This window comes from Pseudomonas sp. IT-P260 (assembly GCF_949768395.1).
GTDB lineage: Bacteria > Pseudomonadota > Gammaproteobacteria > Pseudomonadales > Pseudomonadaceae > Aquipseudomonas > Aquipseudomonas parakoreensis.
Genome location: NZ_CATKPO010000039.1, coordinates 126,913 through 150,886, shown reverse-complemented (window position 1 = coordinate 150,886; position 23,974 = coordinate 126,913). Strand labels below are relative to the sequence as shown.

The 23,974-nt window shown below is 60.2% G+C and carries 16 protein-coding genes; 10 read left to right on the top strand and 6 right to left on the bottom strand.

The genetic code is table 11. The annotated features are described in order from the left end of the window. Positions 1 to 167 precede the first annotated feature (167 nt). From ACM6HV_RS17195 to cmoB, 7 genes are all read left to right on the top strand, one after another. Entirely contained in the window at positions 168 to 2,579 is a 2,412-nt protein-coding gene (locus ACM6HV_RS17195; protein ID WP_414904831.1) for a glucose/quinate/shikimate family membrane-bound PQQ-dependent dehydrogenase, read from the top strand. Positions 2,580 to 3,100: 521 nt separating this feature from the next. Continuing rightward, on the top strand, positions 3,101 to 3,466 hold the full coding sequence (locus ACM6HV_RS17190; protein WP_414904830.1) for a DUF6124 family protein: 366 nt from the start codon (positions 3,101 to 3,103) through the stop codon (positions 3,464 to 3,466). A gap of 693 nt (positions 3,467 to 4,159) precedes the next feature. Then, positions 4,160 to 6,577, top strand: a complete 2,418-nt coding sequence (lon, locus tag ACM6HV_RS17185; protein WP_041071865.1) for an endopeptidase La — start codon at positions 4,160 to 4,162, stop codon at positions 6,575 to 6,577. 214 nt (positions 6,578 to 6,791) lie between these two features. Beyond that, entirely contained in the window at positions 6,792 to 7,184 is a 393-nt protein-coding gene (locus ACM6HV_RS17180) for a protease inhibitor I42 family protein (protein WP_414904829.1), read from the top strand. 2 nt (positions 7,185 to 7,186) lie between these two features. Next, positions 7,187 to 7,822, top strand: a complete 636-nt coding sequence (locus tag ACM6HV_RS17175) for a lysoplasmalogenase (RefSeq protein ID WP_414904828.1) — start codon at positions 7,187 to 7,189, stop codon at positions 7,820 to 7,822. Positions 7,823 to 7,996: 174 nt separating this feature from the next. Then, on the top strand, positions 7,997 to 8,776 hold the full coding sequence (gene cmoA / locus ACM6HV_RS17170; protein ID WP_414904827.1) for a carboxy-S-adenosyl-L-methionine synthase CmoA: 780 nt from the start codon (positions 7,997 to 7,999) through the stop codon (positions 8,774 to 8,776). Then, a complete protein-coding gene (gene cmoB / locus ACM6HV_RS17165) occupies positions 8,773 to 9,729 on the top strand; it encodes a tRNA 5-methoxyuridine(34)/uridine 5-oxyacetic acid(34) synthase CmoB (RefSeq protein WP_145594769.1) in 957 nt (318 codons plus the stop codon). Before cmoA ends, cmoB begins: the two co-directional genes overlap by 4 nt. 81 nt (positions 9,730 to 9,810) lie before the next feature. Here the strand turns inward: cmoB and tadA are convergent, their stop codons facing one another. Both tadA and ACM6HV_RS17155 read right to left on the bottom strand, forming a co-directional pair. Further along, the gene (tadA, locus tag ACM6HV_RS17160) at positions 9,811 to 10,305 is read right to left on the bottom strand and encodes a tRNA adenosine(34) deaminase TadA (RefSeq protein WP_414904826.1); all 495 of its coding nucleotides are present in this window, start codon (positions 10,303 to 10,305) and stop codon (positions 9,811 to 9,813) included. Beyond that, complete coding sequence (locus tag ACM6HV_RS17155) at positions 10,305 to 11,681, bottom strand: multicopper oxidase family protein (RefSeq protein WP_047296321.1); 1,377 nt, start codon at positions 11,679 to 11,681, stop codon at positions 10,305 to 10,307. Before ACM6HV_RS17155 ends, tadA begins: the two co-directional genes overlap by 1 nt. A 192-nt stretch (positions 11,682 to 11,873) precedes the next feature. Between ACM6HV_RS17155 and ACM6HV_RS17150 the strand changes: the two genes are divergently transcribed. Next, positions 11,874 to 16,595, top strand: coding sequence for a membrane-targeted effector domain-containing toxin (locus tag ACM6HV_RS17150; RefSeq protein ID WP_414904825.1), 4,722 nt, complete (start codon positions 11,874 to 11,876; stop codon positions 16,593 to 16,595). An 82-nt stretch (positions 16,596 to 16,677) separates the two neighbouring features. Here ACM6HV_RS17150 and guaA read toward each other — a convergent pair whose 3' ends face one another. The 4 genes from guaA to ACM6HV_RS17130 all read right to left on the bottom strand — a co-directional run bounded on the left by guaA (position 16,678) and on the right by ACM6HV_RS17130 (position 21,473). Further along, on the bottom strand, positions 16,678 to 18,255 hold the full coding sequence (guaA, locus tag ACM6HV_RS17145; protein WP_041071851.1) for a glutamine-hydrolyzing GMP synthase: 1,578 nt from the start codon (positions 18,253 to 18,255) through the stop codon (positions 16,678 to 16,680). A gap of 100 nt (positions 18,256 to 18,355) precedes the next feature. Continuing rightward, entirely contained in the window at positions 18,356 to 19,825 is a 1,470-nt protein-coding gene (guaB, locus tag ACM6HV_RS17140; RefSeq protein WP_041071849.1) for an IMP dehydrogenase, read from the bottom strand. Between the two features lie 195 nt (positions 19,826 to 20,020). Next, positions 20,021 to 20,569 carry a sugar ABC transporter ATPase gene (locus tag ACM6HV_RS17135; RefSeq protein ID WP_108590387.1) on the bottom strand — a complete coding sequence of 183 codons (549 nt, stop codon included), beginning with the start codon at positions 20,567 to 20,569 and terminating at the stop codon, positions 20,021 to 20,023. Positions 20,570 to 20,705: 136 nt separating this feature from the next. After that, positions 20,706 to 21,473 (bottom strand): sulfite exporter TauE/SafE family protein, encoded by a 768-nt coding sequence (locus ACM6HV_RS17130; RefSeq protein ID WP_414904995.1) that lies wholly within the window; start codon positions 21,471 to 21,473, stop codon positions 20,706 to 20,708. Between the two features lie 99 nt (positions 21,474 to 21,572). Between ACM6HV_RS17130 and ACM6HV_RS17125 the strand changes: the two genes are divergently transcribed. Then, positions 21,573 to 22,460, top strand: coding sequence for a LysR family transcriptional regulator (locus ACM6HV_RS17125; protein WP_414904824.1), 888 nt, complete (start codon positions 21,573 to 21,575; stop codon positions 22,458 to 22,460). 131 nt (positions 22,461 to 22,591) lie between these two features. After that, positions 22,592 to 23,971, top strand: a complete 1,380-nt coding sequence (gene xseA, locus ACM6HV_RS17120) for an exodeoxyribonuclease VII large subunit (protein ID WP_103367345.1) — start codon at positions 22,592 to 22,594, stop codon at positions 23,969 to 23,971. Positions 23,972 to 23,974 lie beyond the last annotated feature (3 nt).

Below are 23,974 nucleotides of genomic sequence, written 5' to 3'. Positions count from 1 at the left end.
GTATCAGTCAGCACAGCAGCCTTCGGACACACCGCTTTCGCGAGCAGGCTCGCTCCCACATGAAATTCGTTAGCTAGACAAGTTTTTATCTGAACCATACCTGCGCCCAATCGTCATCTAAAGTGACTACAGCGCGGGACTACATAAACGTCACGGAGAATCACACTATGAGCACCGAAAGTGCTTCGAGTCGGGGCCGTCTGCTACCGAGCCTGCTCGGCATTCTGCTTCTACTGATGGGCCTGGCCATGCTGGCCGGAGGGGTCAAGCTGAGCATGCTCGGCGGCTCGCTGTACTACCTGCTGGCCGGCATCGGCATCGCCCTGTCCGGCATTCTGTTGCTGCTGCGCCGTCGTGCAGCGCTGGGCCTGTACGCCATCGTGCTGTTCGCCAGCACGGTCTGGGCGCTGTGGGAAGTCGGTCTGGACTGGTGGCAACTGGTGCCGCGCCTGGCCCTGTGGTTCGTCCTAGGCATCGTGATGTTGCTGCCGTGGTTCCGTCGTCCGCTGCTGCTCAATGGCCCGGCGCCGATGGGCACCGGTGGCCTGACCGTGGCCGTGGTTCTGGCCGGTGTCACTGCCCTGGCCAGCCTGTTCACTCACCCGGGTGAAACCTTTGGTGAACTGGGCCGCGACACCGCGGACATGACCAGCACCGCACCGCAGATGCCTGACGGCGACTGGCAGGCCTACGGCCGTACCGAATTCGGTGACCGTTACTCGCCGCTGAAGCAGATCACCCCGGCCAACGTCGGCAAGCTGCAAGAAGCCTGGCGCATCCAGACCGGCGACCTGCCGACGGCCGATGACCCGGTCGAGCTGACCAACGAAAACACCCCGCTCAAAGCCAACGGCATGCTCTATGCGTGCACCGCGCACAGCAAAGTGCTGGCGCTGGACCCGGACACCGGCAAGGAAATCTGGCGCTTCGACCCGCAGATCAAGAGCCCGGTGGGCTTCAAGGGCTTTGCCCACATGACCTGCCGTGGCGTGTCGTACTACGACGAAGCCGCTTACGCCAAGTCTGAGAACGCTGCCTCGGCCGTTATCTCCGAAGCCGGCAAAGCCATTGCTCAGGCCTGCCCGCGTCGCCTGTACCTGCCAACCGCCGATGCGCGTCTGATCGCGCTGAACGCCGACACCGGCAAGATCTGCGAAGGCTTCGGCAACAACGGCGTGGTCGATCTGACCCAAGGCATCGGCCCGTTCACCGCCGGTGGCTACTACTCCACCTCGCCGGCGGCGATTACCCGTGATCTGGTGATCATGGGCGGTCACGTCACCGACAACGAATCGACCAACGAGCCATCCGGCGTGATCCGCGCTTTCGACGTGCGCGACGGTCACCTGGTGTGGAACTGGGACAGCGACAAGCCCGACGCCACCGAGCCATTGGCCCCGGGCGAAATCTACAGCCGCAACTCGGCCAACATGTGGTCGCTGGCCAGCGTCGACGAAAAACTCGGCATGGTTTACCTGCCGCTGGGCAACCAGACTCCAGACCAGTGGGGCGCCGACCGCACCCCAGGCGCCGAGAAATTCAGCGCCGGCATCGTCGCCCTCGACCTGGCCACCGGTAAAGTGCGCTGGAACTACCAGTTCACCCACCACGACCTGTGGGACATGGACGTTGGCAGCCAGCCGACCCTGCTCGACATGAAAACCGCCGACGGCGTGAAACCGGCGCTGATCGCCCCGACCAAACAGGGCAGCCTGTACGTCCTCGACCGTCGTGACGGCACGCCGATCATCCCGATCAAGGAAATCCCGGTACCGCAAGGCGCCGTGAAAGGCGACCACACCGCACCGACCCAGGCCCGTTCGGACCTCAACCTGCTGGCCCCGGAACTGACCGAAAAAGCCATGTGGGGCGCCAGCCCGTTCGACCAGATGCTGTGCCGCATCCAGTTCAAGGAACTGCGCTACGAAGGCCAATACACGCCTCCGTCGGAACAGGGCAGCCTGATCTACCCGGGTAACGTCGGCGTGTTCAACTGGGGCGGCGTCTCGGTCGATCCGGTTCGCCAGATGCTGTTCACCAGCCCGAACTACATGGCCTTCGTCTCGAAAATGGTGCCACGCGAGAAAGTCGCCGCCGGCAGCAAACGCGAAAGCGAAACCGCTGGCGTGCAGCCAAACACCGGCGCGCCCTACGCGGTGATCATGCACCCGTTCATGTCGCCACTGGGCGTACCGTGCCAGGCCCCGGCCTGGGGCTACGTTGCCGGTATCGACCTGACCACTGGCAAAGTCGTGTGGAAACGCAAAAACGGCACCAGCCGCGACAGCTCGCCAATCCCGATCGGTTTCACCCTGGGCGTGCCAAGCATGGGCGGCTCGATGGTGACTGCCGGCGGCGTCGGCTTCCTCAGCGGCACCCTGGACCAGTACCTGCGCGCCTACGACGTGAACACCGGTAAAGAACTGTGGAAATCGCGTCTGCCGGCTGGCGGCCAAGCGACTCCGATGACCTACACCGGCAAGGACGGCAAGCAATACGTGCTGCTCGTTGTGGGCGGTCACGGCTCGCTGGGCACCAAGATGGGTGACTACGTGATTGCCTACAAACTGCCGGAATAAGTTTTAGCGGCGGTAATAGAAAGGCGATGCTCCGTGAGGGACATCGCCTTTTTTGTGCCCACCCAATATCCCTGTAGGAGCTGCCGAAGGCTGCGATCTTTTGACTTTGATTTTTAAAAGCCAGATCAAAAGATCGCAGCCTTCGGCAGCTCCTACAGGAAAATGTGCTGGTCTATGGGAAATGTGTTCGTCCTACAAATGCTGGTGATTGCGCGGAGTTTTCCGACAGGTCGCGTCGGTTGTGCCTCGGAAGTTGGCTGGATAGGCTCTGGTGGTCGCTGGAAATTCAGCGGCCGGGCGTCGCGGCCCGAGCAATCCATTCGATTTGATGCATAATCGCCAGCCCAAACGGGAGCGCTCAGGTGCTCTGTGTTTGGTTTGATGGTGGCTGTGCGCGGGATACCTTCGGGTATGCCGAGATTGCCGAATGGCTCGGTCCGCGAACCCGCGTACAGCTGCCACCCTCAGTCGCGTCGCGGCGATTGAGAGTGACAGCCCCACTTCTCATTCGGAGCTTCACCATGATCAAACCCACACCCAATCCCCCCGAAACCTCCCCCTACGAATCCCTCGATTCAAAAAAACTCCACGACGCCGCCGAGCGTGCGCTGGATCACTACCTGAAACCCTCCGCCGCCGCGGTGAGATTCCACAAACCCAGCAGCCTGTTCCAGGTCGCCCCGGACATGGACAACGAAAGCCTGCTGGTCCACGCCTGCGAATCACTGGCCCAAGCCAGCCTCATGACCAGCGACATCGCCGCGTACATCGACATCCCGCAGCGCCGGACGATTCTGGCCATTCAGCAAATCATCATGCTCGCCGAACTGGCGGTGAACCGAGTGCTGGATAACCACGAAATCTCGCAATCTCCAACACACAACTAATCCCCTGTGGGAGCGAGCCCGCTCGCGAAGGCGCCAGCACATTCAATATTTAAGGTGCCTGACCCACCGCTTTCGCGAGCAGGCTCGCTCCCACAGGTAAATTGGGTGCATTCAGCCAGAACATGGTCGGCTGTCAGGCCGCCATCGCTGGCAAGCCAGCTCCCACAGTTTTGATTTGTGCATGCCCCATGCGGCGCAGCCGGCCCACTCCAGGATGAGCGTTAGCTCGGCTGCAGCTCTTGATCTTGATCTTGATCCACGGGCGACGTCGGAAGGCTGAGCGGAGGGATTGATCCGGGCGTGGGAGCGCAGCGACCGTTTGGCGCAGCCAAACACAGCGAGAGGAGGTGCAGCGAAGCAAACCGTAGGCGCTGCCCCCGGATCAATCCCGGAGCGAAGGGACCCCGAGCCCCAGCGAGCGGGCCGAACGCAGGAGCAAGCCTTTTTTTGCTTACTTTTTTGAGGCGTTTGTCAAAAAAGTGAGTCGCCGTAAGGGCGAAACCCTAAGTCGCCGTTACCAAAAAAACGGATATACCCCCAAAACCCCAAGAACCTGGTCGGCCCAAAGGCCGCCAAGCCCAAAGCGTGACGCCTGTCAAAACCCTGAACACACAAGCAGAAACACCGCCCCCCATTGAAACCACCCCAAGCCTGCCCCATCTAAGACCCATACCCCATTGCGCAGGTGCCCCAATGAGCGACCAGCAAGAATTCCCGGACAACCCCGACGACTACACCGAAGCCGAACACATCGAACACCATTCCACCGGCAAAGGCCTCGCCCTGCCCGGCCAGAACCTGCCGGACAAGGTCTACGTCATCCCGATCCACAACCGCCCGTTCTTCCCGGCCCAAGTGCTGCCGGTCATCGTCAACGAAGAACCCTGGGCCGAAACCCTCGATCTGGTCAGTAAATCCGAACACCACTCCCTGGCCCTGTTCTTCATGGACACGCCCCAGGAAGACCCGCGCCACTTCAACACCAAAGCCCTGCCGGAATACGGCACGCTGGTGAAGGTGCACCACGCCAGCCGCGAAAACGGCAAACTGCAGTTCGTCGCCCAGGGCCTGAGCCGCGTGCGCATCAAGACCTGGCTCAAGCACCACCGCCCGCCGTATCTCGTTGAAGTCGAATACCCGCACCAGCCGACCGAGCCGACTGACGAGGTCAAGGCCTACGGCATGGCGCTGATCAACGCGATCAAGGAACTGCTGCCGCTCAACCCGCTGTACAGCGAAGAGCTGAAGAACTACCTCAATCGCTTCAGCCCCAATGATCCGTCGCCGCTGACCGACTTCGCCGCCGCCCTCACGTCGGCGACAGGCAATGAGCTGCAGGAAGTGCTCGACTGCGTGCCGATGCTCAAGCGCATGGAAAAAGTCCTGCCGATGCTGCGCAAGGAAGTCGAAGTCGCGCGCCTGCAGAAAGAGATCTCGGCGGAAGTTAACCGCAAGATCGGCGAGCACCAGCGCGAGTTCTTCCTCAAAGAACAACTCAAGGTGATCCAGCAGGAACTCGGCCTGACCAAGGACGACCGCAGCGCCGACCTTGAACAGTTCGAACAACGCCTGGAGGGCAAAGTCCTGCCGGCGCAGGTGCAAAAGCGCCTTGAAGAAGAAATGAACAAACTGTCGATCCTCGAAACCGGATCGCCGGAATACGCGGTCACCCGCAACTATCTCGACTGGGCGACCTCGGTGCCGTGGGGCGTGTACGGCGAGGACAAACTCGACCTCAAACACGCGCGCAAGGTGCTCGACAAACACCACGCCGGCCTCGACGACATCAAGGACCGCATCCTCGAATTCCTCGCCGTCGGTGCCTACAAGGGCGAAATCAGTGGCTCGATCGTGCTGCTGGTCGGCCCGCCGGGCGTGGGTAAAACCAGCGTCGGCAAATCCATCGCCGAATCCCTTGGCCGACCGTTCTACCGCTTCAGCCTCGGCGGCATGCGTGACGAAGCCGAGATCAAGGGCCACCGCCGCACCTACATCGGCGCGCAGCCGGGCAAATTGGTGCAGGCGCTGAAAGACGTCGAAGTGATGAACCCGGTGATCATGCTCGACGAGATCGACAAGATGGGCCAGAGCTACCAGGGCGACCCGGCCTCGGCGCTGCTGGAAACCCTCGACCCGGAACAGAACGTCGAATTCCTCGACCACTATCTTGACCTGCGCATGGACCTGTCCAAAGTCCTGTTCGTGTGCACCGCCAACACCCTGGATTCGATCCCCGGGCCGTTGCTGGACCGCATGGAAGTGATTCGCCTGTCGGGCTACATCACCGAAGAAAAAGTCGCCATCGCCAAGCGTCACCTGTGGCCGAAACTGCTGGAAAAGGCCGGTGTATCCAAAGGCAGCCTGAGCATCAGCGACAGCGCGCTCAAAGCCTTGATCGACGGTTACGCCCGTGAAGCCGGGGTGCGCCAGTTGGAAAAACAGATGGGCAAACTGGTGCGCAAAGCGGTGATGAAGCTGATTGAGGACCCGAAAGCGGTGATCAAGCTCGGGCCGAAAGACCTCGAAGCCTCGCTGGGTCATCCGGTGTTCCGCAACGAACAAGTGCTGTCCGGCACCGGTGTGATCACCGGTCTGGCCTGGACCAGCATGGGCGGCGCCACCCTGCCGATCGAAGCCACACGCATTCACACGCTCAATCGCGGTTTCAAACTCACCGGGCAACTGGGCGATGTAATGAAAGAGTCGGCGGAAATCGCCTACAGCTACGTCAGCTCGCACCTGAAGTCGTTCGGCGGCGATCCGAAATTCTTCGACGAAGCCTTCGTCCACCTGCACGTGCCGGAAGGTGCCACACCAAAGGACGGCCCGAGCGCCGGCGTGACCATGGCCAGCGCCCTGCTCTCGCTCGCCCGCAATCAGCCGCCGAAAAAAGGCGTGGCGATGACCGGTGAACTGACCCTGACCGGTCATGTACTGCCGATTGGCGGGGTGCGTGAAAAGGTCATCGCGGCGCGGCGGCAGAAGATCTTCGAACTGATCCTGCCGGAGCCGAACCGGGGCAACTTCGAGGAATTGCCGGATTATCTGAAGGAAGGGCTTACCGTGCACTTCGCCAAGCGCTTTGCGGATGTGGCGAAGGTGCTGTTCTGATCATCATGTAGTGCCCTGATATGCCGCTTTCGCGAGCAAGCTCGCTCCCACAGGTTTTAGGGTGGACACAGGATTTGTGAACACTGCCGGCCACTGTGGGAGCGAGCTTGCTCGCGAAGGCGTCCGTCCAGACACCTCAACTCCTGACTGTCACACTTTGTCTCATTCTCAGTTATGCTCGCCGTTCGTCGTCAACGCCGGAGCCACTGAGCCTATGTCCCCCACTCGCCTGTTTATCCCCCTCGCCCTTTCTCTGCTGGCAGCCTGCGCCACGCAACCGAAACAGAACGTGACCGTGGAAAAACAGAGCGACTGCCCCGTGCGTCTCACCAACGGACAACACCTGATTGTGATGCTGCCGAGCAATCCCACCACCGGCTACCGCTGGGCGATTCAAGACTCGGCCGGTGGTGTGCTGCGCGCGCTAAGCCCCGAGGTCTACAGCAGTCCGAAAGACTCGGGGATGGTCGGTGCGGGCGGATTCTCCACCTGGCGCTTTCAGGCCTTCGCCACCGGCACCGGGCGCCTGCGCCTGACCTCGCAGCAACCTTGGGAACCGGAAGTTGAACCGGCAGAAACCTTCGACTGCGCGATTTCGGTGAACTGATCGTGGGCTGGCTGATTCTGGCACTGATGGGCGCGGCGACATTTCTCTACGGCGTCAGCACCCATGCGGCGCTGCTGTGCCTGTTGGTCAAACCGTTGCCGGTGCTGGCGCTGCTCGGCTGGCTGCACGATGCACCACCCAGCGACTATCGGCGCTGGATCAGTCTGGGGCTGATTTTCTCTGTGCTCGGTGACGTGTTGCTGGCGTGGCCGGGGGATCTGTTTGTGTTTGGCCTCGGTGCGTTTCTGGTGGCGCATCTGGCGTACCTCAAGGCTTACCTCAGCGATTGCAAACGACTGGCGCTGTTGCCGCTGGTGCTGGCGCTCGGCGTTGGCGCAGCGCTGCTGGGGATGCTGATTTCCAGTGGCCTGGGGCCGTTGCTGGTGCCGGTGGTCGTCTATGGCACCGCGATCAGCGCCATGCTCTGGCGCGCCCTTGCCCGCCTCGGCACCGACGTGCCCAAGCGCTCGGCGCTGCTGGCGGCGGCGGGTGCGCTGGCGTTCGTGTTTTCAGACAGTGTGATTGGTATTGATCGTTTCGTATCGCCATTCCACGCGGCGCCGTACGTGATCATCCTCAGTTACTGGCTGGGGCAGTGGGGGATCGCCGCTTCGGCGTTTTCCGTGAAACACCGCTAATTTTGTAGTGAGGGGATTTATCCCCGATGGGCTGCGCAGCGGCCCCGAAAGTTGTCATTCAGTTATGTCAGACAGACCGCAGCCACAGGTTTTGGGGCTGCTTCGCAGCCCATCGGGGATAAATCCCCTCGCCACGTCGGACAACCCAAGCATCCCAGCGCCACTTTGGCTAAAATGCCGGCCTTTTCCACCGACACCGCCGGAACCGCCGTGAGCAAAGAACCCGATCGCATTTTCGCCCAGCCGATGGCCCAGGTGCCTGACTTCGCCTTCAACGAGGACGTAGTGCGGGTGTTCCCGGACATGATCAAGCGCTCGGTGCCGGGTTACCCGACCATCGTCGAAAACCTCGGCGTGCTCGCGGCGCAATTCGCCCAACCAAACAGCGTGCTGTATGATCTGGGAGCCTCGCTCGGCGCTGTCACACAAGCGCTGCGCCGTCACGTGCGCACCGACGGTTGTCGGGTGATCGCGGTGGATAACTCGGCGGCGATGGTCGCGCGTTGCCGTGAATACCTCAATGGTCAGGATTCGATGTTCCAGGAGCTGCTCCCGGTCGAGGTGATCGAAGGCGACATTCTCGCCCTCGAATTCAAACCGGCTTCGGTGGTGGCGCTGAACTTCACCTTGCAATTCATCGCCCCGGATCAGCGCACGGCGTTACTGTCGCGCATCCGTCAATCGCTGCTGCCCGGCGGCGCGTTGATTCTGTCGGAGAAACTGCGCTTCAACGATGCCGAAGAGCACGCGCTGCTGACCGACCTGCATGTCGCGTTCAAACGCGCCAACGGCTACAGCGAACTGGAAATTGCCCAGAAGCGCAGCGCCATCGAAAACGTCATGAAGCCCGACAGCCTCGAAGAAAACCGCGAACGCCTGCTGGCCGCCGGGTTCTCGAAAGTCGTGCCGTGGTTCCAGTGTCTTAACTTTGCCTCGTTGATTGCCTTGCCATGATTGATCTGTCCCCTCTCGCCCGCCGTCTGGCCGGCACACCGCTGGCCGACTGGGCCAACACCCTGCAAGTGCAACTCGACAAGAAAATGGAGAAAGGTCACGGCGATCTGGAGCGCTGGCAGAGTGCGCTGGACGCGTTGCCGAAACTGGAGCCGACTGAAGTCGATCTGCTCAACGGCCTGAAACTCGACACCGACTGCGCCGACGAAACCCGCGCCCAGATGCGCACCGCGCTGATGGGCCTGTCGCCGTGGCGCAAGGGGCCGTTCGACCTGTTCGGCGTACACGTCGACACCGAGTGGCGCTCGGACTGGAAGTGGTCGCGGGTCGCCCCGCATCTGGACCTGAAGGGCAAACGCATCCTCGACGTCGGTTGCGGCAACGGCTATTACATGTGGCGCATGCTCGGCGCCGGTGCCGACAGCGTGATCGGCGTCGACCCGAACTGGCTGTTTTTCTGCCAGTTCCAAGCGGTGCAGCGTTATCTGTCAGAGCCGAATGCCTGGCACTTGCCGTTCCCGTTCGAAGACCTGCCGCCGAACCTGGAAGGCTTCGACACGGTTTTCTCGATGGGCGTGTTCTACCACCGACGCTCGCCGATCGAGCATTTGCTGGCGCTGAAGGATTGCCTGGTCAAGGGCGGTGAACTGGTGCTGGAAACGCTGGTGGTTGAAGGCGACAAACATCAGGTGCTGGTGCCGGAAGACCGCTACGCACAGATGCGCAACGTGTGGTTCCTGCCGTCGGTGCCAGCGCTGGAGTTATGGCTGCGCCGGGCAGGCTTCACCGACATCCGCTGCGTGGACGTCAGCACCACGACGGTTGAAGAACAGCGCGGTACCGAGTGGATGAAGTATCAGTCGCTGAGCGACTTCCTCGATCCCGAAGATCACAGCAAGACCATCGAAGGGCTGCCGGCGCCGATGCGGGCGGTGATTGTCGCTCGAAAATAAAGCAGAATCTAAAGATCGCAGCCTTCGGCAGCTCCTACATCGATCCATGTAGGAGCTGCCGAAGGCTGCGATCTTTTGATCTTAATCCCGGTTTGCCCGCCGCGCCCGGAAGAATTCGGTCAGCACCGCCCCACACTCCTCCGCCAACACCCCGCCTTCATACAGCACCCGGTGATTCAAAAAGCCTTGGGTAAAGAACTGCCCCTGACTCTGCACAATCCCGGCCTTGGGCTCCAGTGCGCCATACACCACGCGAGCAACCCGCGAATGCACGATCAGCCCGGCGCACATGCTGCACGGCTCCAGCGTCACGTACAGCGTGCTGCCCGGCAGACGATAGTTATCCACTGCTTGCGCGGCGGCGCGGATCGCGACCATTTCCGCGTGGGCACTCGGGTCGTTGGTGGTGATCGGGCAGTTGTAGCCACGCCCGATGATCTCGCCGTCCTGCACCAGCACCGCGCCCACCGGCACTTCGCCGAGGGCCGCACCTTGTGCCGCCAGCGCCAGGGCTTCGCGCATGAAATCGCGGTCACGGCTGCGGTCGATGATCGCGGCGGGGCGAATCTGGCGCATCACTTCACCTCGATGGCGGCCATCAGGCCGGTTTCCATGTGGTCGATCACGTGGCAATGGAACATCCACACCCCCGGGTTATCCGCCACCAGCGCCACTTGCGCACGCTCGTTCTTGCCCAGCAGATAAGTGTCGGTGAAGTACGGAGTGATTTTGTGCCGGTTCGACGCAATCACCTTGAAGCTCATGCCGTGCAGGTGAATCGGGTGCTGATACTGGGTCATGTTCTTCAGTTCGAAGATGTAACTCTGGCCCAGCTTCAGGCTGGCAATCGGCCGATCGGCGCAGGTCTTGTCCGTGATGTCCCAGGCCTTGCCGTTGATCTGCCACAGGCTCGGCGGCTTGCCGTTGTCGACATTCACCGACACCGAACCGACCCATTCGAAATTGAAGTTGAGTTTCTCGGCATTCGCCAGATCCGGCTCGGCCACCGGGTTGGCGGGCAAGGCTTTCGGCCAAGCGGTCGGCGCATCGTTATTGGCCACCGAGCGCAAGGTTCCCAGTCGCACCGGGCCGTTGCGCAGCGACAACTCTTCACCGGCCGGCGGCGCCTTGATCGCCAGGCAGATACGCATGCCCGGCCCCAACCAGTATTCCTTGCCCAGCGGCCGCGGCTCGATCGGGTTGCCGTCCAGCGCATAGATCTGCGCTTCGACGCCGGGGATGTTGATGCGATACGTCAGGGTGTTGTCGAGGTTGAGCAAGCGCACCCGGGTGATCTGCCCGGCCGGCAACTCGATCACCGGCGTTGGCACACCGTTGATGGTCGACAAGCGCCCTGCCGTACCGCCACGGGCCGCTTCACGGGGGATGCTGAATTCGACGAAATTGCCCTGCTCGTCGATGTGCCAGTTCTTCAGGCTCAAAGTCTTTTCGTACTTGAAACCGGTCGGCTCGCGCTCTTCGACGATCAACGGCCCGACCAGCCCGCGCCCCAGCTCTTCGCTGCTGCTGACATGCGGGTGATACCAGTAGCTGCCGGCATCCGGCACGCGGAATTTGTAATCGAAGTATTCACCGGGCAGCACCGGCAATTGCGAGACGTACGGCACACCGTCCATCTCCAGCGGCAAACGGATGCCGTGCCAGTGAATGGTGGTCGCCACCGGCAGGTGGTTGATGAACCGTACCCGCAGCCACTCGCCCTGACGCACGCGCAACTCGGTGCCCGGCGCCGACGGGCCGAACGCCCACGCCTCGGTCTTGTGCCCCGGCACCAGCTCGACGTCCAGCGGTGCCGCGATCAGTTCATAGTCATGCCCCGCGTCGGCGTCGGCCATCTTGCCCAGCCAGTAACGCGACGCGCCTCCCGCTCCGACACCAACGACAACAAGACCGGCCAGGCCACCGAGGATTTGGCGACGGGTAAAGGACATGAACTCAACTACCTCACAAGTCAACGACAGGCCAGCGGCCTGGAAAAGGCGAATACGATACACCTGCAACTGCGAAACAGTAAGGGCGACGCAGAGACGCACGCCGGATCGCTCATGCATATAACTATGTAGTGCACCTCCCCCGAGCGAACGGCTCATGCTCACTGCCCGTTTCTCAAGGAGTGAGAGTGTATGAATCCGAACCAACACCGCCCGCAGCCCAATGCCGCCGACAAGGCTGCCCTCAAAGCCATCGCCACCCGCCTTATCCAGACGTGCCCCAGCCTGCAAGACACCGCTCATGACGTTGCGTCTGACTTGCTGAAAAAATACGGCATCACCGGCCTTGATCCGGACCAGGTGTATTTTCATCGCTTCGCCGAGGCCCAAAGCAGTTCGAAAGCCTTTACGGGATGGGAGCATGTCCATGCAACGCCAACGTCCTCCATGACGCTGACCCAGTTGGTCATTCACCGCTTTCGCGTCGCCGATCAGGACAATGCCGATCTGCTCGACGTGTATGCCGGTTTCTATACCGCAGGTCCCAATCCAGGTACGTTCGACGAACGCAACGAAGTGCGCCTGCACGGTAACGAGGTGTTGCGGGACTTCTGGAGCATTGACTTCAGCTCGCTGTACAACGAACGGCTGACGACGTTCTGGGACGATTCCGGCACCGACTTCCGCACCCTGGCCAAGTGCAACTTCCTCATCAGCGCCCTTCGGGCAAGGGACAAGCGCCAGTTGAGCGATGAGGATTTCCAGTTCGTCACCGAAGCGGCCATTGGCCCGATCACCTGGCCGGTCAGTCTGCAATTGTTGCAAACACAGTCCCCGGGCACTGACTGTGTTCGTACACTGGATGTCGCCGGCTACGTGGCCACCAACGTCCTTCGTTTTATCGCGCCCAAAGGCCGGCAAATCGTCTATCTGCCCGGCGAAACCGATGCCTTCCAGACGCTGGAAACGGCCACCGACATGCACTTCTGGATGTTGCAGCGGATGAACAAGGACGCAACGCGTCAGGTGTTCATGTCGCATTTCTGCCTTGCTGATCGACAACGTATTGCAGAGGACATTACCGGTCTGATGAATCGCCTGGTCAGCACCTGGGGCAAATACGACCATCATTTGATCAACCAGGAAAACCGGATCATTCGCGGCGACGTTTTCAGCTGGCTGCGAGACTCGACCCAAAGCGCGATGTTCGCCGAGGCCGCACTGTCACTGACCTCCAATGGCAATCTACGAAAAAAACTGTGGATCGGTTACCTCAGCGCCGGTGTGAAAGTACTTGGCCCGATGGCAGTCGTCGGCTGGCCCATTGCACTGCCGGTGATCGGCGCCAGCATCGCCAATCTGGGGTTGAACATTGATCAGGCCGTCAACGCCAGGACCGCCGAAGAGCGCAAGGCGGGCATCCTCGGCGCGGTACTGAGCGGTATCGACATTCTGTTCAACTTGCTCGTCCTCAAAGGCCCTGGTTCGCTCGAAGAAGTCGGCCCCGAAATCGATGCCGCCGAAGCGAAAGAAATGTCTGATCTGAAGGAGACGACACAACGGGCCAAAGCTTCCGGGCCGACACAGAGCGAAGCCAGCGTTGAAACGCCGGCCAGTCCCGAATCGACGGTGAAGGTGCCGCAAAGCTTCAAAATCGATGTGCCACTGAGCGAAAACACACTGATTCGCGAACCGGGAAAATTTCAGGGTACCTACCGGCTTTCTTCCAACCCTTCATCCGCGATCAAGCTCAACGACAGTGCGTACTACGTGCGTTACGAAGCCAATTTAAATGGCCGAGGTCATTGGGCGATCATCGATCCGGCCAATCCCGATGCGTTTTCCAGCTCCATTCCAGTGCGATTGAGCCCTGCGGGCAAATGGGAAATCGTTCCGCGACTTGGGCTGAAGGGCGGCATGATCCTGCCGTCCGCTCCCGGTGCGGCCGCAACCAGTGAGCCCGCCGTCGAAGAATGGGCACGAACACCGGGCATTCATGTGCTCGGCCTCGAAGACCCGCAAATGAGGTCTTGGGCACTTGGCGGCCCCGATGTGCGCAATCTGTACAGACGCATATGGACCCTCGGCGACATCGACGTACGCAGTGTCGTCGGCATCGATGAAAATGCCGTTGGCAACCGCAGTGTGATGATGTCCCCTACCGACGAGCTCACGGAGTCCTTGAGTGAATTCGAACTGGATCAGGAAGAGCCCCGAAACACACTAATCAGCGATGCGCGAGCCTACTACGAGCTCAATCCACCGACGCCTCGCCTCGCGGCACCTGCACGGGTGATCAATACGACAACCGACCTGCTCGACATTGCCTTTGCGGAAAAGCCGGGACTGATCGTTGGCGAGAATCGCGGCAGTATCGGCAGCAAACAGTTCCTGATCGAAAACATGTCCGCCCTGGCTCACCGTGGCGTGAAGACACTGTACTTGCAGGAACTGCTGGCCAACGTCAATCAGCTCGACCTCGACACCTTTGCCAGAACCGGCGAAATGCCCGAAGAGCTGGAAAACTATCTGAGAAAACTCGACATCAAGGCCGGTAACGATCCCGAGGGCAAATTCAATCTGCTGGCCTTGGTCAAGTCTGCCAATGCCCAGCGCATCCGCGTTCAAGCCATCGACATGACAACGACCTACAACATCAATGAAGACATCCTTACCCGAAATCCAGACAGCTTGATGATGAGGAAGTTTTTTGCCAGCGAAGTCATCCGGTTCAATGAAGAATCAAAAGGGCCGGCCAAATGGATTGCCTTGGTTGATCAGGAACACATGACAAGTTTCAGAGGCTATCAGGGTATCAGCGAACAGACCGACGCCATGAGCGTACGCATCAATGACGTGCCACCCGGTCAGGCACAGCCCATCGGCTCCGATCCCGGATTAGCGGTGGAATACGCAGACTATCCGGACTCGCCTGTCGAGGAAGAAGGGTCGGATATCACCGGCTTCGACCATATCCGAGACAGCATCAAAGGCGACTGGCGTGTACAAATGCAAACCCCGTGGGCCTACCGATCGCCACAAGATCTTCGTGCGCTGTTGCCGGAACCGGGAATGTTCACCTTTCAACGGTACAGAAGCAGCATCCTCGTGGTTTATCGCAACGCCAACCATCAAATGGCGGACAGCGTGATCAGAATGACTCCGGGCGGCAGGATGAATCTGGACACTCCGCTCGGGCCAATCCACGATTCCATGACGGTGGATAACCTCGCTGAACTGAAACAGGCATTGATCGAAAAAGGCCTGCAGCCAATGGGCTGGCCTGAAGTCGCTGGCGAAGCAGAAGGCGTGACTTCGGTGCTGGAGAACCTTGCGCAAGTGCGTCCCGAAATTCAACGACCGACTCCACCCGAGCACTGGCAAGCCAATGAACTGCTGGAAGGCAATGCGCCCGGCAGTGAACCCGGAAAATTTCAGGGTATCTACCGCCTCAACGCCAACCCGTCCGCCGCCATCATGCTCAACGACACTGCGTATTACGTGCGTTACGAAGCCGATATCAACGGCGGCGGGCATTGGTCGATCATCGATCCGGCGAATCCCGAGAGCTTTTCAAATTCGATCCCTGTGCGTCTGAACGCCGAGGGAGAATGGGAGACGATGCCTCGCGGCGGACTCAAGGGCGGTGGCAAAACACCCCCGACCCAAGGGGCGAGCTCGACCGGCATGACCGAGCGTGTCACGACGCCGCTACCGGTATCGCAATACGATATGCCGCCGCAGCTGAAATCGGCGCTGCAAAATGGCGCCGCCGGAACTGACACCGACGCACTGCGAGATGCATACGACAGCCTGAGAGAGTCCGATCCTTACCGGGACTTCAAAGCTGTCAGAAAACGCCTCTATCGAGATGCCTTGCGCTTCTATCGCGAACTCGAGCTTCCCCGACGCCCGCCCACACCCGTACTGAGTCACGATGCCAGCGCCGCAGAGATCGTCGAAAAGCTTCTCGAACATGCCCGAGGACTGGTTATCGGTGAGTCTCACAGTGAGATCGGCGCTAAACAATGGCTGATCGAAAACATGGAGGTGCTGGCCAGCCACAACGTGAAGACGCTCTACATGGAACACTTGTTGACCGACTTCCATCAGGCCGCGCTGGATTCCTACCTGCAGACCGGACTCATGCCAAAGTCGCTGGAAAGCTACCTGAAGGTGCTTGATATCGGACAAATGACCGATCCCCTTGAACGTTATACGTTTCTTGAAGTGGTCAAGGCGGCAGCAAAACAGCGAATCCATGTGCAGGCGATCGATTGCATGGCGAGCTATAGGCTCAACGGCATGACGCCCATCGCGGGCGAAGAACACTTCGTTGACGAAAACGTGCGGCAAAAAATGATGAACTACTTTGCCAGGACGATCATTCGTACCGACCAGACCGCGCGAGGTGCACACAAATGGGTGGCACTGATGGGTAATTCTCACTCCAATACCTTCGAAGGCGTGGCCGGGGTGAGCGAGCTGGAGGAAGCCATCGGTATTCGCGTTGAAGATGTCGCCGAAGGCACCTCTGGCGGAATCGAAATCGACCCTGGAAAAATCCTGCTGGCCGGCGATAGCCTGAAGGGCCGTAGCGCACTGGTTCGGGGAGACTTTCGCCTGCAGATGGAAACGCCGTGGTCTGCCCAGACCATGGCAGAGTTCGAAACGCTGTTGCCTCGTTACGGCATGTACTCATTAAAACAACAACCGCGCATGATTTTTCTGGTACATCGCAGCCGCAGCAAAGAACTGGTCCGCACGCTGATCGAGACCGATGGAGACCGTTTTTATATCGAGCGCCCGAACTGGCCCTCGGTGAGCGGGAAACGCTACGGCAGTATCAGAGAACTGTTACAGGGACTGAACGATATGGGGCTGAGGTTAGCGGGTTGGTCGAAACCGCTTTAATCGGCAAACAAAAAAGCCGTGTGAAATGATTTCACACGGCTTTTGAAGTGCCAGCGTTCAAGCCATCAGACTTGGTGCGGGATCACTCCCACTCAATGGTCGCCGGCGGCTTGCTCGACACGTCGTAGGTAACGCGCGAAATGCCTTCGATTTCATTGATGATGCGGCCGGAGACGGTTTCCAGCAGTTCGTAAGGCAGGTGTGCCCAACGTGCGGTCATGAAGTCGATGGTTTCCACGGCACGCAGGGCCACGACCCAGGCGTAACGACGGCCATCGCCAACCACACCAACCGATTTCACTGGCTGGAACACCACGAAAGCCTGGCTGACCTTGTGGTACCAGTCGGCCTTGCGCAGTTCTTCGATGAAGATGTGGTCGGCACGACGCAGCAGGTCGGCGTATTCCTTCTTCACTTCACCGAGGATGCGTACGCCCAGCCCCGGGCCCGGGAACGGGTGACGGTAGACCATGTCGTACGGCAGGCCCAGTTCCAGACCCAGACGACGGACTTCGTCCTTGAACAGTTCGCGCAGGGGCTCGACCAGTTTCAGGTTCATCTCTTCCGGCAGGCCGCCCACGTTGTGGTGCGACTTGATCACGTGGGCCTTGCCGCTTTTCGCGCCAGCCGACTCGATCACGTCCGGGTAGATGGTGCCCTGCGCCAGGTACTTGATGTTGTCCAGCTTGCAGGATTCGGCATCGAACACGTCGATGAAGGTACGGCCGATGATCTTGCGCTTCTTCTCTGGATCGGCTTCGCCGGCCAGATTGTTGAGGAACTGTTCTTCGGCGTTGGCGCGGATCACCTTGACGCCCATGTTCTCGGCGAACATGGCCATCACTTGCTCGCCTTCGTGCAGACGCAGCAGGCCGTTGTCGACGAAGACGCAGGTCAGCTGATCGCCGATGGCCTTGTGCAGCAGCGCCGCAACCACCGAGGAGTCAACGCCGCCGGACAGACCCAGCAGCACGTTGTCGGTGCCGACCTGTGCGCGGATGTTGGCAATGGCGTCTTCAGCGATCTTCGACGGCGTCCACAGGGCTTCACAGCCGCAGATGTCCAGTACGAAGCGCGACAGGATGCGGCCGCCCTGCTTGGTGTGGGTCACTTCCGGGTGGAACTGCACGCCGTAGTAAGCGCGCTCGTCGTTGAACATGCCAGCGATCGGGCAGCTCGGGGTGCTGGCCAGGATGTGGAAGTCTTCCGGCATCTTGGTGACCTTGTCACCGTGGCTCATCCACACGTCGAGGCCGAACAGGCCGTCGGCGTCGATGTGGTCTTCGATGCCGTCGAGCAGGCGGCTCTTGCCGACCACGTCAACGCGGGCGTAACCGAACTCACGCAGTTCGGAACCTTCAACCTTGCCGCCCAGTTGCTCGGCCATGGTCTGCATGCCGTAGCAGATACCGAAGACCGGCACGCCCAGGTCAAATACCGCCTGCGGGCAGCGCGGGCTGTTGGCTTCGTGTACGGACTCGGGGCCGCCGGCGAGGATGACGCCTTTAGGCGCGAATTCGCGGATCGCATCTTCGTCCATGTCGAACGGGTGCAGCTCGCAGTACACGCCGATCTCACGCACGCGGCGGGCGATCAGTTGGGTGTATTGCGAACCGAAGTCGAGGATCAGGATGCGGTGAGCGTGAATGTCGAGGGCCATGATTCAGTCTCGTCTTAAGTAATTCAGAAACAGTCGTGATTCAGAAACAACTCGGGGCTGAATAAAACAGCCCCGGTTGCTTGATGATTTGCTTGAAGCCTCAACCTACGCGGTAGTTTGGCGCTTCTTTGGTGATCTGCACGTCGTGAACGTGGGATTCGGCCATGCCGGCACCGGTGATCCGCACAAACTCAGGCTTGGTGCGCATTTCTTCGATGTTGGCGCTGCCGGTGTAACCCATCGAGGAACGCAGACCGCCCATCAACTGGTGGATGATCGCCGTCAGAGTACCTTTGTACGGCACGCGGCCTTCGATCCCTTCCGGAACGAGCTTCTCGGCGCCTGCCGAGGAATCCTGGAAGTAACGGTCGGAAGAACCTTGCGCCTGGGACATGGCGCCCAGCGAACCCATGCCGCGATACGCCTTGTACGAACGACCCTGGAACAGTTCGATCTCGCCCGGGGCTTCTTCAGTACCGGCAAACATCGAACCCATCATCACGCAGGACGCACCAGCGACGATGGCCTTGGACAGGTCACCGGAGAAACGGATGCCGCCGTCGGCGATCAACGGCACGCCTGTGCCTTCAAGGGCAGCGGCGACGTTGGCGATGGCACTGATTTGCGGTACGCCGACACCGGCGACGATACGGGTGGTGCAGATCGAGCCAGGGCCGATACCGACCTTGACCGCATCGGCGCCCGCTTCGGCCAGGGCCTTGGCGGCTGCGCCGGTGGCGATGTTGCCGCCGATCACCTGCACTTCAGGGAAATTCTCTTTGACCCAGCGAACGCGGTCGATCACGCCCTTGGAGTGACCGTGCGCGGTGTCGACTACCACCACGTCCACACCGGCGTTGACCAGCGCAGCAACGCGGTCACCGGTGTCTTTACCGGTACCGACGGCAGCGCCCACGCGCAGACGACCTTGATCGTCCTTGCTGGCCAGCGGGTAAGCCTTGGCTTTTTCGATGTCTTTGACGGTCATCATGCCTTTGAGGGCAAACTTGTCGTCGACGATCAGGACTTTTTCCAGGCGGTGCTTGTGCAGCAACTCGCGGACTTCGTTCTTGTCGGCGCCTTCACGCACGGTGACCAGACGCTCTTTAGGCGTCATCACTTCACGTACGGTGGCTTCCAGACGGGTTTCGAAGCGTACGTCACGAGACGTGACGATGCCGACCAGGTCGCCATCATGCAGCACCGGAACGCCGGAAATGTTGTGCAGACGGGTCAGTTCGAACAGGTCACGCACCGTGGCATCTGCCTCGATGGTGATCGGATCTTTCACGACGCCGGCTTCGAACTTCTTGACCTTGCGCACTTCGGCAGCTTGCTGCTCGATGGTCATGTTCTTGTGGATGATACCGATACCACCTTCCTGAGCCATGGCGATTGCCAGACGGGCTTCAGTGACGGTGTCCATGGCGGCAGAAACCAGAGGAATATTCAGCTCGATGCCACGGGTAAGGCGGGTCTTGAGACTGACTTCGTTAGGAAGCACCTCGGAATAACCAGGCACTAGGAGAATGTCGTCGAATGTCAGAGCTTCTTGGCTGATACGCAGCATCGCGGGGGCTCCCGAGCGGGAAAATGGAAGCGCGCCATTATAGTCAGACACCCCCTGCTGTTCAATGTAAAACTCAGCTTAATTGATGTACGGGGCCTGCTGTTTTCCGTAGGAGCTGCCGCAGGCTGCGATCTTTTGATCTTGGCTATAAAAAACAACGTCAAAAGATCGCAGCCTGCGGCAGCTCCTACAATTTCAAAGTTCGACTTTTACCCAGCTGACAGGTTGATCGAGCCAATCGGCGAACTCATCGATAAAGCTCTGCTTGAACCCCGCTTCCAGCCAGTTGTTGAAGATGAACCCCAGGTTGGAAAACGCGCATTCCTGCAAGTACAGAAAACCGTTGATGTCGTCTTCATGCCCGCATTCCGGGCAGGTGAAGTTGTCGGTGCGGCCTGGAAACCAGTCTTCCAGGCTTTCGAACAGCGCTTCGCCAACTTCGCGGCGGCACTCGGCGCACCCGGCTTCTTCGAGAAAACCTTTGGCTGGGGTGTAGATGCAGCGCTTGGTAACGATTTCCAGGCCGTTGATGGGTTCACCGAAGGGCAAAGCCTGCGGGTGCAGTACTACGGCGCGCGCGCCATCGGCGATCGCGTACGCCATGCGATTGCCGGTGCGGCCGCAAGTACTCAGTTCTTCCTTGACAATATTCTTGCGAACCAGCCAACGCAGGATCGCCCGCGCCCTAGGTTCGTGGACCGGCAGGGTGGAGATTTTCGGGACGATGATGCTTTGCGAATTCATGGAAAGTCCTGCGGTATGGCTTCTGACGCCTTCGCGGGCAAGCCCGCTCCCACAGGGATATGCATTCCAATGTGGGAGCGGGCTTGCCCGCGAAGAGGCCCTAAAGGCCGGCAGCTTAATCCCTGACGAAATCCGGTCAAGTACTGAAATAGCGCCCGATCAATGCAATCCCGCTGGCCAGCACCAGCCAGGTCACCAATCGTACAAACGCTTCACGCGACAACCGCATGGTCAAGCGCCGCCCGATCCACAGGCCCAGCGCCATGGCCGGCAACAGACAAACCGCCAGCATCAACAAGGGTAGCTCGGCATACACCCCGGCGAGGGCAAACAGGCTCAAACGCACCACGGTGCTGCAGCTGATCAGCGCACTTTGCGTGGCCCGCGCCGCGTCTTTCGGCAGGCGACTGTTGAGATAGATCGCATATAAAAAGCCACCACTGCCAAACAACGCCCCAAACAATCCGCCGACCGTGCCCATCGGCAGTGCCCATGCGGCAGACAACTGCGTCGGCCGGGTTTTCACCCACAGGCTGTAAACCGCATAAGTGCTGATGAACAGCCCCATCAACAGCAGCAACAGGTCGGATTTGAGGTTAAGCAGGAAAATCACCCCCAACGTGCACCCCACCGCCATGCACGGCAGCAGCCGTAGCAACTCGGGTTTCGCCACATCCCGGCGCGAGGGCAGCAGATTGCCGAACGCCGCGACAAAATCCAGCAGCACCAGCAGCGGCACGATTTTCGACAACGGCATGAACAGAATCAGAATCGGCCCCGCGACCAGCGCCGTACCAAACCCGGCAATCCCGAACACGATATAAGCCAGCGCGATCCCCAAACCGATCACCACCCAGCCGTCTGCGCCCCATGTCCATTCGCTCAACAACCCCACCACGCTCATCATTCGCTTCCTATATAAGCCTGTGATGACTTTAGCCAGCGCCAAGCCTTGCGACTAATATGATCAAAGTCGCTCACCCATCTCGAAAAGGCATACCTGGTGCTTTCAACCCGTCAACTGCGCTACTTCGTAGAAATCGCCGACTGTGGCAGCTTCAGTGCAGCGGCTGAACGCTTGTTCGTTGCGCAATCGGCGCTGAGCCGGCAAATCAAGGACATGGAAAGCCGCCTGCAAACGCCGCTGTTCGAACGCACCGCGCGTCAGCCAAGACTCACCGCAGCGGGCGAGGCGTTTCTGCCACGGGCGAGAAATCTGCTCAATGAGCTGAGCAAAGCCAGCGCAATGGCGACCGAAGTCGGTAACGGACAATTGGGCACGCTGCGTCTGAGTCATTCCAGCACGGTGTCGATCAGCGGGCGTTTATTGCGTCGGATCAGCACTTATCTCGATCAGCAGAATGGCGTGTCGCTGGACATCGGCAAACTGTCCTCCGAGGCGCAGCTTGAGGAACTCGCTGAAGGACGTCTGGACATTGGTTTGTTGCGCTTGCCGGTGTTGCGTCAGCGTGAGGGCATTCACATGGTGCCTTTATTCACCGAACGCCTGCTATTGGCGGTACCGAATGAACATCGATTGGCTGACTCACCCGCTGTTGAACTGGCGCAACTGAAAGACGAGCCGTTTATCTCGATCCCGCATCCGCAACGTGGCGGACTCAGTTATCTATGTGCCGACCTGTGCATGCGTCAGGGCTTTTTTCCCAAAGCGGCGCGGGTGATGTCACGCAAGACGACGCAGTTGCAGTTGATCCAGGCTGGATTCGGCATCGCTCTGCTACCCGAATCGATGCAGGACATTGCTCCAGTTGGCGTACGATTTCTGCCGCTGAGCGATCCCGATTGCCAGAGCACCGTCGCCCTCGCCTATCGCCAGAATCCCACGCCACTGGTTCAACACTTCATCCAGACCTTCACAAATCCCCTGTAGGAGCTGACGAGTGAAACGAGGCTGCGATCTTTCGATCTTGCCCTCCAAAAAAAGATCAAAAGATCGCAGCCTTCGGCAGCTCCTACAGGGATTCGTGTATTGCGTCGGAAATTAGCTTTAAACTGCGGCCCATGATTAAAGATCCCTTTGCAAGGCTCGGCCTTGACCGAGAAGTCCTGACCGTCAGCCAGCTCAACGGCCGCGCACGGGTGTTGCTCGAAGACGTGTTCAGCAACATCTGGGTCGAAGGCGAAATCTCCAACCTCGCCCGCCCGGCGTCCGGCCACGTGTACTTCACCCTCAAGGACAGCGGTGCGCAGGTGCGTTGCGCGCTGTTTCGCAATAACGCGGCGCGGGTGCGTCAGGCGCTGAAGGACGGCCTGGCCGTGAAGGTGCGCGGCAAGGTCTCGCTATTCGAAGGCCGTGGCGACTATCAGCTGATTCTCGACACCGTGGAACCGGCTGGTGACGGCGCGCTGCGCCTGGCCTTCGATGCGCTGAAGGAAAAACTCAGCGCCGAAGGCCTGTTCAGTGCTGAACGCAAAGTGCCGCTGCCGGCACATCCGCAACGCATCGGCATCATCAGTTCGCCGACCGGCGCGGTGATTCGCGACATCATCAGCGTATTCCGCCGCCGGGCGCCGCAGGTGCAACTGACGTTGATCCCGACTGCCGTGCAGGGCCGCGAAGCCACCGCGCAAATCGTCCGCGCGCTGAAACTGGCCGATGCCCGTGGATTCGACGCGCTGATCCTCGCCCGTGGCGGCGGTTCGCTGGAAGACCTCTGGTGCTTCAACGAAGAAGCCGTGGCCCGCGCGGTCGATGCCTGCGTGACGCCGATTGTCAGCGCCGTCGGGCATGAAACCGACGTGTCGATCAGTGACTTCGTGGCCGATGTGCGCGCTCCAACGCCCTCCGCTGCCGCCGAGCTGCTGGCCCCGGATTCGAGTCACCTGATCCGTCAGGTCGAAAGCCTGCACCGACGTCTGGTGATGCGCATGCGCGACCGTTTGATGCGCGATCGTCTGCGCCTGGAAGGCATGGCCCGTCGCTTGCGTCATCCCGGCGAACGTCTGCGTCAGCAAGCGCAACGCCTGGATGACCTGGACATGCGCATGCGCCGCGCCTTCGAGCGCCAGCTCAATACCCGCCGCGAACGCCTGATCCGCCTGGAAACCCGCCTCGCCGGGCAACACCCGGGACGCCAACTGGCAATGCTGCGCCAGCGCCTCGACAGCCTCGCCGAACGCCTGCCGCGAGCCATGCGCGAAGGCCTGAAAAGCCGTCGTCTGCAATTGCACAGCCAGATGCAGACGCTGCATGTGGTCAGTCCGCTGGCGACTCTGGGCCGTGGTTACAGCATTCTGCTGGATGAACGCGGCCACGCGATTCGCAACGCCGCGCAAACCCACACCGGCCAGCGTCTGAAAGCCAGACTGGGCGAAGGCGAACTGCAAGTGCGCGTCGAGGACAATCACCTGACGCCTGTCACCCTCTCTTTACTGGACTGATCC

Bases quoted from the DNA above. Each gene is read 5' to 3' on its own strand.
- ACM6HV_RS17195 (WP_414904831.1), top strand. From the start codon at position 168: ATGAGCACCGAAAGTGCTTCGAGTCGGGGCCGTCTGCTACCGAGCCTG.
- ACM6HV_RS17190 (WP_414904830.1), top strand. From the start codon at position 3,101: ATGATCAAACCCACACCCAATCCCCCCGAAACCTCCCCCTACGAATCC.
- lon (WP_041071865.1), top strand. From the start codon at position 4,160: ATGAGCGACCAGCAAGAATTCCCGGACAACCCCGACGACTACACCGAA.
- ACM6HV_RS17180 (WP_414904829.1), top strand. From the start codon at position 6,792: ATGTCCCCCACTCGCCTGTTTATCCCCCTCGCCCTTTCTCTGCTGGCA.
- cmoA (WP_414904827.1), top strand. From the start codon at position 7,997: ATGCCGGCCTTTTCCACCGACACCGCCGGAACCGCCGTGAGCAAAGAA.
- cmoB (WP_145594769.1), top strand. From the start codon at position 8,773: ATGATTGATCTGTCCCCTCTCGCCCGCCGTCTGGCCGGCACACCGCTG.
- tadA (WP_414904826.1), bottom strand. From the start codon at position 10,305: ATGCGCCAGATTCGCCCCGCCGCGATCATCGACCGCAGCCGTGACCGC.
- ACM6HV_RS17155 (WP_047296321.1), bottom strand. From the start codon at position 11,681: ATGTCCTTTACCCGTCGCCAAATCCTCGGTGGCCTGGCCGGTCTTGTT.
- ACM6HV_RS17150 (WP_414904825.1), top strand. From the start codon at position 11,874: ATGAATCCGAACCAACACCGCCCGCAGCCCAATGCCGCCGACAAGGCT.
- guaA (WP_041071851.1), bottom strand. From the start codon at position 18,255: ATGGCCCTCGACATTCACGCTCACCGCATCCTGATCCTCGACTTCGGT.
- guaB (WP_041071849.1), bottom strand. From the start codon at position 19,825: ATGCTGCGTATCAGCCAAGAAGCTCTGACATTCGACGACATTCTCCTA.
- ACM6HV_RS17135 (WP_108590387.1), bottom strand. From the start codon at position 20,569: ATGAATTCGCAAAGCATCATCGTCCCGAAAATCTCCACCCTGCCGGTC.
- ACM6HV_RS17130 (WP_414904995.1), bottom strand. From the start codon at position 21,473: ATGAGCGTGGTGGGGTTGTTGAGCGAATGGACATGGGGCGCAGACGGC.
- xseA (WP_103367345.1), top strand. From the start codon at position 22,592: ATGATTAAAGATCCCTTTGCAAGGCTCGGCCTTGACCGAGAAGTCCTG.